The following is a 12,656-nucleotide window of genomic DNA, read 5'->3' as shown; positions in this document are numbered from 1 at the left end:
GTCCGGACAACAAAAAACGTCCTTCGGGCTGGTTGCATGTACATAATAAACCGGAACCGTATATTAAATTAGCTGACTGATTATTAAGTAACTACTTAATAATCAGTCAGCTAATTTTTTTTATCCTTAAACAGACCAGGTAGGGCATCGGTAGAAAAAGATTGCCTGCGTTAAAAAATCGTGGTATTGTCCGCAGTTAGGCAGTTGGGTTAATTTTTTAAGTAACTTACATACTTTGTATGATGCATCATCAGTCAAAATCAACCTGCAAAGGTTGATTTACTGTTTTAAAGGCATCGATTATTTTTTAAAGCAGCGCATAAATGAGAAGAAATATTTTACCAATGGCCATTGCACTGAGCGCCATGTATATGAGTATAGCCGCCTGTAACGGAACGGCGGCAGATAGTAAGGATAAGGACAGTACGGGCAGCCAGGCGGCTCAAACCGAACAGCTGGCAGGCAGTGAGCAGGACTCCGTGCCCTATAAAATAGCAGAGAACTATTTTGTCAATAATTCTGTCAAGGATTCTATTCCGGCAAAGATTACCGATAAGGCGACTTTTGATCAGTATTTTGGGATGGCGGCCACTATGGGCGCCGGCGGAGAGCCTACGCCAATAGATTTTAATGAGCAGTATGTCATTGTGCTCAATCATCCGACCACGGCTCAGAAAATAGAACTGATTCCGCTCGGATTAATTAAAAAAGACGGTAATATCGTACTGAGTTATAAACAGACGGTAGGAGAACAGCTGGGTTTTACCATTCATCCCTTATTAATTCTGGTGGTGAACAAAAAAGATGACGGCAACCTGGTATTGCAAAAGCAGTAGTCTTTATAAAAGGGATGCTGATGCACCTTACCCTCAGATTAAGCAACAAAAAGACCGACCTGATACAGTTCAGGCCGGTCTTTTAATATGGTAAAACGCTTGAATGCTTTTTCGGGACTAATCTTTTACAGTAGGGTCAGATCATTTGAAATGTCTGGCAGGGGATACTGGTTAACTTTGACGGTTGACCTTATCATCAGCATCACCTCCCTTTTGAAAATATTTGTACCTTGTCAGGCCCTTCGGACCCTTCGGATTACAGCATATCTCACCCAGTATAAGCCGAAGCTGCTACTAGAGGTTAGAGAAGCGTTTTTCTTTAATTCTTGCACTTTTACCGCTTCTTTCACGCAGGAAGTAAAGTTTTGCGCGACGCACTTTACCCACTTTGTTTAAAACGATAGAGTCAACGTTTGGAGAAGAGAAAGGGAATGTTCTTTCAACACCAACGCTGTTTGAAATTTTGCGGACCGTGAAAGTAGCAGTAGCACCGTTGCCCTGGATTTTCAATACATCGCCACGGAAGCTCTGGATTCTTTCTTTACCACCTTCCACAATTTTATAGTTTACGGTAACATTGTCACCAGCTTTAAACTTCGGAAATTCTTTGACCTGTGTCAATTGCTCGTGTACATAGTTCACTGCTGCGTTCATAGCTTAAAAATTTTAAGGACTGCAAAGGTAGTAATAAAACAAACAATCAACAAAATTATTTTGTCTGCCCGGTTAATTTAGGCGCATCCTGGCGGTAATACGTATAATAAGGTGCATATTCAGGGGCTAGTTTCTGTTTGTGTTCATCCAGACGAATCAGGTTACCGCCTGCTGCTTCTAATTGATAGAATTCAGAAAAGGAGCCGGTGCCCTCACTGCCGAAGGCATGTATGTACTGGTTTTCAGAAAGTTCCCAGGTGCCCATGACGATCTGGTCGGCTACCCGGTCGCTGGAGTAATGTATGGTTTTAATAAATTTATGATTGGGCAGAAACTTGAGCTTCTCTTCCCGGCCTTTTTTATAAACCATGGTCTCTTTGGCCCCGTTCATGTTTTGGACATCCCTGGAAAAATCAGTGACAGCGCTATAGGTGCCCGCTACCTGGGTGTCCTGCATCAGGGGTTTGGTCAGGCTGCAGGAGCTGATTATCAGTATGATTATACAGATAGCCCAGCCTGCACGTCCCACGCGCCACACATTTTTACATCCATTTTTCACCTGTTAAAAATAGGTGATTTTTCCAAAAAAACGAATCCTTGTTTGCTAAAGTTATTTACTTAACTGGAACCAGTGGAGCGTCTGGGTGTGCATATCCCCCATAATAAGCGTGGTGTCAATGCGGCTGCCCTCCTGCTGGCTGGCATATAAAACCATAAACTGGTGGTCATTTTTCCAGGTGGCATCCAGGATGGCGGTGCCGGGGCCGGCAAACATCACCTGCCATTCTTTATGCTGCCCGGGAATGCCTACCATGATTTTTGTATCAGGCTCGCCGCCTTCCAGGGTAGTCCTGCCGGATTTGCCTTTCACCGGGATGCTGCCATAGGAGCCAAAATCCAAAATATAGCTGCTGTCTGGTGAAAACCGAAGCACACTTGCATAGTCCTTATAATACTGCTGGTCCGGCTGAAAATTTACAGCTTCCGGGAACTGGCTGGTGGCGGCGTCCTGAGAGCCGGCCGCCGTGCTGTCCGGGTCGAAGCCGGGCGCATGGCCGCTGGTAAAAGCTGCGGTGTCTACTTTTCGGCCGCCCATGGTGGCAGAAAGCCAGCCGGTGGTAAGACTGTCAAAAGTGAACTGATGACTACGGTTTCTGATTTCCTGACTGGCAGAGTCGGCTGATAGCCCAGCCAGGGAGTCTACCTGTTGCCGGGTCTGATCTCCCTGGTTGCATTTGCAGCCGGTGATGACCAGAATACTGATCAGCAGCAGTCCTATAGGCCAGCAGGCGGTTTTTTGAGGGAAGTTGTCAGAAGTGTTTTTCATCCTGTGCATGTTTTACGGTGGTGGTAAGGCGGTTATTTTTTTGCCAGAAATATCTCAGCTATCATGCAGCGGGCACTTCCGCCGCCAATGGACTCAATGGTTGGAATAGCAACAGGCAGCGGGCTGCTGTGAATCCCTAAAATCCGCTTTTGTTCCGCGGTAAGGCAGTCATAGGCCGTCTCACTCATCAGGGTATAAGGGGTGCCCTCGCTGTTTTGAACCTGCAGCATATTGCCGGCAAAAGCTTGCACCTGTTCCAAAGTGATGTCTATGATTTCATGGCCGCCGGAAGTGAGTTCCTGGGCTATTCTGATTCTCTCCGCCTGATTTTTAATGGACTCCAGGCAAATGACGGCGTAGGTCGCTCCGATGTGCATCATTACATTGGTATGATAGATGGCTTTGCCATTGCCGTCAGTAGCTACAAAATAAACCGGGCGGTAACCGTGCGCTCTGGCAAAGGTCTCCAGCAAAGGTTTATGCGTCCGGTCTGAAAGACAGGCGTATACGGTTTTATTGGGATGGTCAAAGATCATGGAACCCGTCCCTTCTAAAAAGAAATTCTCTGCTTCATATTCACTCCAGTCTTCCACGTCCAGGACCTGGTACTGTTCTTTTATCTGTTCCAGGATCTCGTCACGTTTTTCTTCCCTGCGGTTTTCGGCCAGCATCGGAAAAACAATTACCTGGCCGTAAGGCAGGGTGCAAAACCAGTTATTGGGAAAAACCGCATCCGGTTTTACGGGCTCTTTACTGTCCTGGATAACGATTACTTCAATGCCCCTAGCCCGCAGCGCAGCCACATAGCCGTCAAATTCCTGCAGGGCTTTTTGGTTGGCATACGCACCATCTGTAAAGTCAGGCGCTTTCTGGTAGGCATTGCTAAGGGCGGTCTCTGGGTTGAACCCAAAACTGGCCGGCCGGACCATTAACACGGTTGAGGCCAGCTGGGGATCATGGGAAGATAGTTGCTTATTATCTGAATTAGGTTGTGTCATATAATTATTCGTATGCATATACAAGGGTTGCCGGTCGCCTTGAATGTACAAGGTACAAAACCCTGGCCTTATTTTAAGGACGGACCGCAGGATTTAAGAAAACTTAATGGAGGTAACGCTTAAGGCAGTTTTTCTCTGAGCAGGGGCTGACTCATACAATGAGAACCGCCCCTGGCCCGGGAGAGCTCTGCCGAAGGCAGTAAAATCAGTGTATTTTCTATCTCATCAGGCAATATGAGACCTCTACCCAGCTCTTCGTTAAGGGCGGCGGCATTTTTAACGGAGAAGCCCATTTTTTTAAAAGTACCGATGGTGCGTTCATTGCGGTCGTATCCTACGACCACGCCGTCTTTTAAGGCCAGCAGATTACAGGCATCTGTCCACTGTTCCCTTTCATCATAAGGGAACGTATTATTGCCGCTGTAGATGATCTGTACTTTATCCGGATCGACCCCAAAATCGTGAATGCTGATGTCCCGCAGCAGGGATTCCAGCCCGCTTATATGCGGCTGGATGCTGACTTCATAATTTTTAAAGGGAACATAGCTTTCCTGGAGCGGCTTCTGGAAACGCAGGATCTCTATCTTAAAGCCGGTTTCCTTGTGGCGGTCAGAATGTAGTCTTTTAATATAACTGTACTGACGCCTTTTATCCAGTTGCATGATTTTCTCAGAAAAAGCACCAAATAAGACCCAGGTATCTTTTCTTACCTGGGTAAAAACCGTATCTATATGCATCATGGCCCGGTGCTGCGGTATTTTTATAACCGATATTTTTTCGATCCCGGTCGTGGCATCGGCAAATATATTGTGGATGGCTTCATTGATACCGGCTGGCGTCGTGCGTTCACTACAGCCGATCAGCAGGTGGTTGGGCGCAATCATCATGACGTCCCCGCCTTCCAGACTGGTTTTCTGCATGGCCTGTTCCTGTTCACTGAGTAAAAAGTAATTGCTGGGCTCGGTAATCTCAATGAGCTTTTCCGGCTGGTTTTTAAACAGCGCGTACTGGGCGATAAATTTCATGAGTAAAGATTCTCTTTCTCTGGCCGGGCTGGCGGCATTGCTGAGCAGCAGGTGGTCATTGACGGTAATAGCGATATCCCGGGTAAAGATAAAATTAGGCAGGGGGGCGAAGATAAACTCTCCGGTATCCTCACTACCTTCTTTGATAATGCCGGTAATCAGGGCTTTGGCCAGGTCTTCGGACCTGTCCATGGCCATGAGTTTATTCTCTGTTCTGGAGCTGCTGCCTTCCCAGCCGCAAACGGCAGAAATCAGTCTTTGTCTGAGACTGTCACTGTTTAAGAGTTCTGAAAGTAAAAACTGGGTATCCAGGACCGTTTTGCTGTTAAAGTAAGCCTTGTTATCCGGCTTATAACAATCCGGCTGCTGCATACCGGTAGTCGATTTTTCATAATCCATGACATAAGCTGCTTTTTCCGGGTCGGTAAAATGCAGCAGGAGTTTGACGTACTGATTGTATTCTCTTCGCATCTCGGACAGATGCACGGTGTCGTCATACAACCACTCTTTAAACTTTGCCGGCACAATCTTGCCGATGCCGCCATCCGGGCTGTGTATGATCAGTTTTTTTAATTGGCCGATTTCCGTTTCAACGTGAATGTCTACATTTGGGTTCATAAAAACAGGAGGTTTGCTAGGGGCGCAATATAGGGCTTTTTTAAAGAAAATAAAGGCTGCTGCTGTTAATATCCTAATAAATGTTAGTTTTGTAACTAATTAATTATCTATTGTTTGGATAGCGTTCTGCGGCAAAGCAGGGGCAAAACAGGTATGGGGACGCCCGAAGTGCCGGCCGGTGTGCCCGAGGGATCTGTCATCAGAAAATCAGGTGCTCTTTATGTTCCAGCAGCATATAATCGATTTCTGTGGCCAGCTGAACATCCTGAATGGATTTAACCAAAGACAGCATCTGCCCGAATTCATCGCCCGGACCCACCTGGCCTTTAATCAGCCAGACAAAATCTATATGCTTGAATTCCGGAAGCAGGACCTCTCCATCATTGCGGTTGCTGTACAGATAGTGTTTTGTAAAACTGTGCTTTACATTGGACTGATAGACCGGAAAATAATAATTGCGGTTTTTTTTATTCAGCAGAATCTCAATATCGGTATTCAACCTGAAATCAAAATTGAGCAGCTTGTTGACTTTCAGGCAAAATTTATAGCTTTTAACAGAAGTGACCAGCCCGATCAGACAGCAGTCTTCGAAAAACTCGTCATAGGAGTCGGTGGTGTCCAGTAAGAAGCTTTTGCCGGGTTTCATGACTCAAAGTTAAGGTTTCCGGTAAAAAGGCCAACAGAAAGCTAAAAGAATCCGGGAAAAATCAAGGTTTCCCAAAATCGTAAACCAAATGACGGCGAAGAATGGTAATTTTGCCACGCAATGTTAAGAACCGGAAAAAAGACAATTCAGATCGCGCTGACGGGTAACCCCAATAGCGGAAAGACCTCTTTGTTTAATGCCTTAACGGGCCTGAACCAGAAAGTGGGCAATTTTCCAGGGGTCACTGTAGATAAGAAAGTGGGTGTCACGCAGATCTCAGGACACGGACCCGCTAAAATTATAGATCTGCCGGGTACTTATAGCCTGTATCCCAGAAGAGAAGATGAATGGGTCGCCTACCGGGTGATGATGGATGTGGAAAAACAGCAGGACCTGGATCTGCTGTTGCTGGTTATGGATGCCAGCAACCTGAAGCGTAACCTTTTGTTTTGCTCCCAGTTGGTAGACCTTAAGTGTCCGGTCGTGGTAGCCCTTACCATGAATGACCTGGCACAGAAAAAAGGCATCCGTATTGATGTGGATGAACTGTCCAGAGAATTAAGTATCCCGGTGGTGCCAGTCAATCCCAGAACCAATAAAGGGATCCCGGAGTTAAAAAAAGTCATCAGCCATGTGCTTGCACAAAGTGTCAGCGCACCGGCTCCGGATTTTATAGATAATAAAGCCCTGGCTCCCCAGGCCATTGAAGACCTGCAGGCTATTATGCCGGAAGTCAACGACTATTTAGCCGTGCATTATCTGGCCAATTACAAGAACCTGGCTTTTGACGCGCCCCTGAAGGCGCAAATTGCAGCAGTAGAGACTAAAAATAATTTCTCTCCCAATAAAGTACAGGCAGAGGAGATTTTACAGCGTTATACCCGTATCCGCAAGATCATGCAGCAGTTTGTGGTGGAACCGGATCCTTTGCAAAAAAAGATCTTTACCGACAAACTGGACAATTTACTGCTGCACCGGGTCTGGGGCTATGTCATCTTGCTGGTGGTGTTGTTTGTTTTATTTCAAAGCATTTTCTGGCTGGCTTCCTATCCCATGGATGCCATTGACTGGGGCTTTTCTGAGCTGACCGGCTGGGCCGCCTCTGTGCTGCCGGATACCTGGTGGAGCGATCTGCTTTGTAACGGACTGCTGGCCGGACTTGGCGGCATCGTGATTTTTGTCCCGCAGATCATGATTTTATTTGGTCTGATAACCCTGCTGGAAGACTCCGGCTATATGGCCCGTATCAGTTTTTTAATGGATAAGCTGATGCGCAAGGTAGGCCTGAACGGCAAGAGTGTGATGCCGATGATCAGCGGCTTCGCCTGCGCGATTCCGGGCATCATGAGTACGCGCAATATCGAAAATAAAAAAGAAAGGCTTTTAACGATCATGATTACACCGCTGATGAGCTGCAGTGCCCGTTTGCCGGTGTATACCATACTTATTGGCCTGGTGGTGCCGGATACCTATTACCTGGGTATTTTCTCCGCCCGGGGTCTGATCATGATGTTTATGTATCTGCTTGGCGTGGTGATGGCGCTCATCGTAAGTCTTGTGCTTAAATGGATCGTCAAAATCAAGGAAAAGAGCTTTTTTATATTGGAACTACCGGTATACAGAGCCCCCAGATGGAAAAATGTCGGGGTGACCATGGTGGAAAAAGCCAAAATCTTTGTCCTGGAAGCGGGAAAGGTTATTATGGTGATCAGTCTGCTGATCTGGTTTTTAAGCTCCTACGGGCCATCCAAAAAAATGGATGCTGTTACCCAGAGATATGAAAAGACCAAGACGGAACTCACCCAGGCCGGGCCGGATAATACAGAGGCCCTGGAAGCACTGGACAGAGAGTACGGCACGGAAAAACTGGAAAATTCCTATGCAGGCCTGCTGGGTAAATCCATTGAACCTGTTATCAAGCCGCTGGGTTATGACTGGAAAATCGGCATTGCCTTAATTACCTCTTTTGCCGCAAGAGAGGTCTTTGTGGGTACAATGGCCACGCTGTACAGTGTGGATGAAAACAATACCTCGACCCTTCAGCAGAAAATGGAAAACGCTAAAAGGCCGGACGGCTCCAAAGTCTATACCCTGGCTACGGCCATGTCGCTGATTATCTTTTATGTGCTGGCCATGCAGTGTATGAGTACCCTGGCTGTCGTTAAAAGAGAGACCAAGTCCTGGAAATGGCCGGTGATACAGCTAGTATATATGACGGCGCTGGCCTATGTCTGTAGCTGGATTACCTTTGAACTGCTCAAATAAATAAATCGAAAGAAAGTTACTAGAAAAGGGGCCCCGGGCCCCTTTTCTAGTAACTGCCGTAGTTATAGTTATCCTACGCATTCCAGGTGCCCGAAGCGCTGTTTAAGGCTGCCTGTCAAAGATAAGCCTGTTTGTGAGTTCAATCTGGTCCTGGTTAATGGTGTGACCAAGGCCCGGATATTCTTTTAACGTGACCGCTGCATTCAGGTCTCTTAGGATGTTGACCGTGGCATAGACCCGGGTAATCGGCACATGGAAATCCGGATTACTGGTGCCTATAAAAACAGGCGTGCCGGCAAAGTCACCGCTATAACGCTCGGGATGGACTTTCTGGCCGATTACGCCTCCGATAATAGCGGCTACGCCGCCATAGCGTTTGGCATGACGGGCGGTATATTCCAGACTCAGGCAGGCGCCCTGAGAGAACCCGAAAAAATAGATATTTTCTGCCCCGATGCCAGCTTTGTTGATCATGGCCACTGTTTGATCCAGGGTGTCAAGGGACTGGCTGAGCTGCGGCTCATTACTGCTTTCATCTGCCATAAAAGAAAGCGGATACCAGCTATGGCCCGTAGCTTCCGGGGCCAGGACGGCAAAGTCCTGTAACTTAAAATACCGGCTGAACTGCAGCATATCCGTAGCGCTGCCGCCCCTGCCGTGCACCATGACCAGTGCTTTTTTGGCCTCCTCTAACGCTAAGTGCTCAGGGCTGGTCTTAAGAAAAGTGGTAGGCCTGTTATGATTGGAAGATGTCATGATTTGCTCCTTATAATGATTTATATATGATGATGTTTTTAGGGTGGCTTTGATTGGATACACTATCGGAACCGGCCCGGTTCATAATCAAAGGCCGGTAGCGTGGCAGTAAGATAATCCCGGTTCCATTCAAAAAGATCCGGTAACATCAATCCCCGGCCAAGGGCCTCAGGGCTTTCGTCTATGGTAAATCCAGGTCCGCTGGTAGCGATTTCAAAGATGACGCCGCCCGGTTCCGTAAAATATACGGAACTGAAATATTTTCGGTCCTTCACTTGCGTGGGTTCCAGACCGAAGGCGCTCAGCTGTTCCGTGATTTTCCGCTGGGTCTTAGTGTCCGGTGTGGCAAAAGCCACATGGTGCACCATGCCTCTGCCACTGAGACCTTTTAAAGCATTGATGTCCCAGAGAATATCGATGTATTTACCCGGCAGGTCATCTACCGCGTATCTGAACCGGCCGGCGCTCTCCTGCAGGAGCCGGTGGTTCATAACCGTGGTGAGCAGGGCCGCTGTTTTTTCAAAATGATCCAGCCAGAGCTCTACGTGATGGATCCCCCTGATGCTGTGCGCTGCCGGTATGTTGGGGTTCAGGCCCGCTGCAGGCCTGTTTTCCTTGCTGTCAAAGACCAGCTCCAGCCCCAGCCCGTCCGGGTCCTCCAGATAAATAAATACTTCATCCGCAAATCTTTGCTGCGGCGATTTATAGGCAATATGGTACTGATCCAGGCGCTGCACCCAGTAATCCAGGCTCGTCTGCGGTAAAGAAAAAGCGGTGGTATTGATCTTTCCTTTTCCGTGGCGGCCATCCTTTAACTGCTTCCCATAAGGGAAACTGGTAAAGATGCTGCCCGGTCCCGGCACTTCCCCTTTCAGATCACCGCCAAAATAAAAGTGGTAAACGTTCGGGTCATCAAAATTGACCGTCTTTTTAACCATCCTGAACCCGAGTATGCCCTGGTAAAAATCAATGGTTGCCTGTGTATCTCCGGATACGGCCGTAACGTGGTGGATGCCTGTTATGAGTGTAGACATATTTTCCTTCCTTTTGCTTAAATTTTTTAATGTTCTTTATACCAGATATCCTGATACTTCTCTTCATGCCGCTTAAACTGTGCGTGGACAAAAGGGCAAAGCGGGCGGACCCTGAGCTGGTTATTGCGGCTGTACTGAACCAGCGCTTCTAATAGCAGCTTGCCAAAACCCCGGCCGTTGTACTGCTCTTCAACTTCGGTGTGATAGACGGTCAAAAGGTGTTGATCGAGATCTACTGAGATCTCCATAAAACCTGCTTTTTGCTCATCTGAGTAAAGGCTGATCTGACCGCTTCCGTTATCCTGTAACACTACTGCTGTTTTTTCCATGGGTATTTATTGTATGGTATGATGACTGTGTCGCTATAAGCTGCTTTATTTTTACAGCCTGGGTAAAGCCTCCTCTATCTGCGCCCGGAACCCTTCATATTGTTTAGGGAGTTTTAACTGGCTGCCTAGAGCATCCAGGGGCTCGTCTGTGGTAAAACCGGGATTATCGGTCGCCAGCTCAAATAATACGCCGCCCGGCTCCCTGAAATATAAAGAGAAAAAATAATCTCTGTCTATTTTAGGCGTGATCTTAAGACCGGCGGCCAGCACTTTTTCCCGGTACTGCATCAGGATATCTTCGTTTTTGACCCGAAAGGCAATATGGTGATTGGTGCCCGCTGCATTATAACCGCCTTTCCCTTTGGGGTCTTCCAGGATGTCTATCGTACCGGCGGTTGCTATATGCTGATTTTTAAAGCGCAGGGTCTGCCCTTGCTGCCCCTGCTGCTGATAGTCCAGGATATCCGTTAATACCCTGGCGGTGGGGGTCGCCTGATCCAGGGTAAGCGTCACGCTATAAAATCCCTTCAGCGCGGGATGGGCGTCTATCCCGTCGGTTAGCCAGCCTGTTCTGGGGTCTGGGTCTGTGGGCTCAATTAATTGCAGCTGCAGCCCGTCCGGGTCCGTAAAGCTGAGGTAGGGCTCTCCAAATTTTTCCGCTGTTTCAAAAGGGATATTAAACTGCGTCAGTCTTTGCTTCCAGAATTCCAGTGCCCCTTTGGCAACGCTGTACCCGATATGTGTCGCCAGCCCGGTTCCGTTACGTCCCTGACTGATGCCCTCCCAGGGAAAAAAGGTAAGGATCGTGCCGGGCTCACCGGACTTATTGCCGTAATAAAAATGATAGGTGCTGGGATCATCAAAATTGACGGTCTTTTTAACCAGCCGGAGCCCCAGGACTTTGGTGTAAAAATCAAGGTTTTCTTTTGCATGACTGGCGATGGCGGTTATATGGTGTAACCCTATTACGTGATTGGTGTTCATAACTATTTTGTTTTTGTTCCACAAAGTTACCGCCCATCACAAGCGCGGGCAATAACCTAGGTTAAGCCACCGCACCCAGGGACTTAATCCAGGTTAAGTTATCCCGGCCACACGCCTAAGAACCGGAAGGTTTAGGACCCGGCAGGGGAACATAGCCGTCATCTCCCGGCACTTCCGGGAACTGATGGGCTGCCCAGCGCGCTTTGGCCGCTTCAATACGGGCTTTATCGCTGGAGACAAAATTCCAGTAGATAAAATGCTCCTCTTCAAAAGGGGTGCCGCCAAATAAAAAGACATGACTGCCACCTGTAATGGTAAAGTTGCATAAGTGCGCCTCCTTGGTAATCAGCAGCTGCTTGGGTCCAAAGCTGTTGCCCTGATTTTCTATGCTGCCTTCCACTACATATAAGCCGCTCTCTCCATACAGTATATCTTTTAAATCAATGGTGGTGGTAGCGGCTGCTTTAATCTCCAGCATATATAAAGGGCTATACACCGGTACGGGTGACCGGTGGCCATGCAGGGTGCCTGCAATCAGCCGGAATGCTGCGCCGGCCTGCTGCCACACGGGCAAAGTTTTACCTTCAATATGCGCAAAATCAGGGTCGATCTGTTCCAACTCTTTGGGCAGGGCAATCCAGATCTGCAGACCGTGTAAGCGCTTATCCGTCTGACGAAGCCTCAAGGGGGTGCGTTCCGAGTGGGTGACACCCCTGCCTGCCGTCATCCAGTTGACGTCGCCCGGCAGGATCTCCAGGTCATTACCCATAGAATCTTTATGGGTAATGGCTCCTTCAAATAAATAGGTCAGGGTAGAGAGTCCGATATGGGGATGTGGCGGGACGTCCACATTCTCGTGATCAGAGAGTCTTGCGGGACCCATATGGTCGATGAAAACAAAAGGCCCCACACTTCGTTTTTGCCGGAAGGGCAGCAGCCTGCCCACTAAAAAGTTGCCGATATCGGCGGCTTTCTCTGTCAGGATTAAATCAATATTTGACATCGCTGTATTTTGTGTTGTGTTGATGGATGCGTATTCAGGCGGCTGCGCTTAACTGTTACGTTCAGGCAGCGTCCAAGTCATAAATTTACAACTAATTGCAATGGTTGCAAGCGCGGCTAGGAAACTTAACAGGCTGATAAGTGGGACCGCCCGTTTTTAAAAATAATTCCGGTGGCAGATA

13 protein-coding genes are annotated in these 12,656 nt (G+C 47.9%); 2 read left to right on the top strand and 11 right to left on the bottom strand.

Features of this window, described 5'->3' with window-relative positions:
• Nucleotides 1-323: 323 nt before the first annotated feature.
• Nucleotides 324-836, top strand: a complete 513-nt coding sequence (locus BLU80_RS00175; protein WP_091391935.1) for a hypothetical protein — start codon at nucleotides 324-326, stop codon at nucleotides 834-836.
• Nucleotides 837-1,130: 294 nt separating this feature from the next.
• Here BLU80_RS00175 and rplS read toward each other — a convergent pair whose 3' ends face one another.
• From rplS to BLU80_RS00145, 6 genes are all read right to left on the bottom strand, one after another.
• A complete protein-coding gene (rplS, locus tag BLU80_RS00170; RefSeq protein WP_091391934.1) occupies nucleotides 1,131-1,490 on the bottom strand; it encodes a 50S ribosomal protein L19 in 360 nt (119 codons plus the stop codon).
• Between the two features lie 55 nt (nucleotides 1,491-1,545).
• Entirely contained in the window at nucleotides 1,546-2,049 is a 504-nt protein-coding gene (locus tag BLU80_RS00165) for a hypothetical protein (RefSeq protein WP_139188056.1), read from the bottom strand.
• 51 nt (nucleotides 2,050-2,100) lie between these two features.
• Entirely contained in the window at nucleotides 2,101-2,817 is a 717-nt protein-coding gene (locus BLU80_RS00160; RefSeq protein WP_091391930.1) for a hypothetical protein, read from the bottom strand.
• A 32-nt stretch (nucleotides 2,818-2,849) separates the two neighbouring features.
• Complete coding sequence (gene ctlX / locus BLU80_RS00155) at nucleotides 2,850-3,833, bottom strand: citrulline utilization hydrolase CtlX (protein ID WP_091391928.1); 984 nt, start codon at nucleotides 3,831-3,833, stop codon at nucleotides 2,850-2,852.
• 101 nt (nucleotides 3,834-3,934) lie between these two features.
• A complete protein-coding gene (locus BLU80_RS00150; protein ID WP_091391926.1) occupies nucleotides 3,935-5,458 on the bottom strand; it encodes an arginine deiminase family protein in 1,524 nt (507 codons plus the stop codon).
• A gap of 199 nt (nucleotides 5,459-5,657) precedes the next feature.
• On the bottom strand, nucleotides 5,658-6,104 hold the full coding sequence (locus tag BLU80_RS00145; RefSeq protein WP_091391924.1) for an IPExxxVDY family protein: 447 nt from the start codon (nucleotides 6,102-6,104) through the stop codon (nucleotides 5,658-5,660).
• 120 nt (nucleotides 6,105-6,224) lie between these two features.
• Between BLU80_RS00145 and feoB the strand changes: the two genes are divergently transcribed.
• Nucleotides 6,225-8,369 carry a ferrous iron transport protein B gene (feoB, locus tag BLU80_RS00140; protein WP_091391922.1) on the top strand — a complete coding sequence of 715 codons (2,145 nt, stop codon included), beginning with the start codon at nucleotides 6,225-6,227 and terminating at the stop codon, nucleotides 8,367-8,369.
• Between the two features lie 102 nt (nucleotides 8,370-8,471).
• On the opposite strand, the gene BLU80_RS00135 is transcribed toward feoB, so the two are convergent.
• From BLU80_RS00135 to BLU80_RS00115, 5 genes are all read right to left on the bottom strand, one after another.
• Complete coding sequence (locus BLU80_RS00135; RefSeq protein WP_091391920.1) at nucleotides 8,472-9,125, bottom strand: alpha/beta hydrolase; 654 nt, start codon at nucleotides 9,123-9,125, stop codon at nucleotides 8,472-8,474.
• Nucleotides 9,126-9,187: 62 nt separating this feature from the next.
• The gene (locus BLU80_RS00130) at nucleotides 9,188-10,159 is read right to left on the bottom strand and encodes a VOC family protein (protein WP_091391918.1); all 972 of its coding nucleotides are present in this window, start codon (nucleotides 10,157-10,159) and stop codon (nucleotides 9,188-9,190) included.
• Between the two features lie 26 nt (nucleotides 10,160-10,185).
• Entirely contained in the window at nucleotides 10,186-10,488 is a 303-nt protein-coding gene (locus BLU80_RS00125; RefSeq protein WP_091391916.1) for a GNAT family N-acetyltransferase, read from the bottom strand.
• A gap of 51 nt (nucleotides 10,489-10,539) precedes the next feature.
• Nucleotides 10,540-11,472 carry a ring-cleaving dioxygenase gene (locus BLU80_RS00120; protein ID WP_091391914.1) on the bottom strand — a complete coding sequence of 311 codons (933 nt, stop codon included), beginning with the start codon at nucleotides 11,470-11,472 and terminating at the stop codon, nucleotides 10,540-10,542.
• A 115-nt stretch (nucleotides 11,473-11,587) separates the two neighbouring features.
• The gene (locus BLU80_RS00115) at nucleotides 11,588-12,475 is read right to left on the bottom strand and encodes a pirin family protein (protein WP_091391912.1); all 888 of its coding nucleotides are present in this window, start codon (nucleotides 12,473-12,475) and stop codon (nucleotides 11,588-11,590) included.
• Nucleotides 12,476-12,656 lie beyond the last annotated feature (181 nt).

The sequence above is a fragment of the Arachidicoccus rhizosphaerae genome (genome assembly GCF_900107765.1).
Classification (GTDB): domain Bacteria; phylum Bacteroidota; class Bacteroidia; order Chitinophagales; family Chitinophagaceae; genus Arachidicoccus; species Arachidicoccus rhizosphaerae.
This window is presented reverse-complemented; position numbering and strand designations above follow the sequence as displayed.

What these genes read in the sequence shown, in the direction of transcription:
- BLU80_RS00175 (WP_091391935.1), top strand. Translation starts at nt 324, where the DNA reads ATGAGAAGAAATATTTTACCAATGGCCATTGCACTGAGCGCCATGTAT.
- rplS (WP_091391934.1), bottom strand. Translation starts at nt 1,490, where the DNA reads ATGAACGCAGCAGTGAACTATGTACACGAGCAATTGACACAGGTCAAA.
- BLU80_RS00160 (WP_091391930.1), bottom strand. Translation starts at nt 2,817, where the DNA reads ATGAAAAACACTTCTGACAACTTCCCTCAAAAAACCGCCTGCTGGCCT.
- ctlX (WP_091391928.1), bottom strand. Translation starts at nt 3,833, where the DNA reads ATGCATACGAATAATTATATGACACAACCTAATTCAGATAATAAGCAA.
- BLU80_RS00150 (WP_091391926.1), bottom strand. Translation starts at nt 5,458, where the DNA reads ATGAACCCAAATGTAGACATTCACGTTGAAACGGAAATCGGCCAATTA.
- BLU80_RS00145 (WP_091391924.1), bottom strand. Translation starts at nt 6,104, where the DNA reads ATGAAACCCGGCAAAAGCTTCTTACTGGACACCACCGACTCCTATGAC.
- feoB (WP_091391922.1), top strand. Translation starts at nt 6,225, where the DNA reads ATGTTAAGAACCGGAAAAAAGACAATTCAGATCGCGCTGACGGGTAAC.
- BLU80_RS00135 (WP_091391920.1), bottom strand. Translation starts at nt 9,125, where the DNA reads ATGACATCTTCCAATCATAACAGGCCTACCACTTTTCTTAAGACCAGC.
- BLU80_RS00130 (WP_091391918.1), bottom strand. Translation starts at nt 10,159, where the DNA reads ATGTCTACACTCATAACAGGCATCCACCACGTTACGGCCGTATCCGGA.
- BLU80_RS00125 (WP_091391916.1), bottom strand. Translation starts at nt 10,488, where the DNA reads ATGGAAAAAACAGCAGTAGTGTTACAGGATAACGGAAGCGGTCAGATC.
- BLU80_RS00120 (WP_091391914.1), bottom strand. Translation starts at nt 11,472, where the DNA reads ATGAACACCAATCACGTAATAGGGTTACACCATATAACCGCCATCGCC.
- BLU80_RS00115 (WP_091391912.1), bottom strand. Translation starts at nt 12,475, where the DNA reads ATGTCAAATATTGATTTAATCCTGACAGAGAAAGCCGCCGATATCGGC.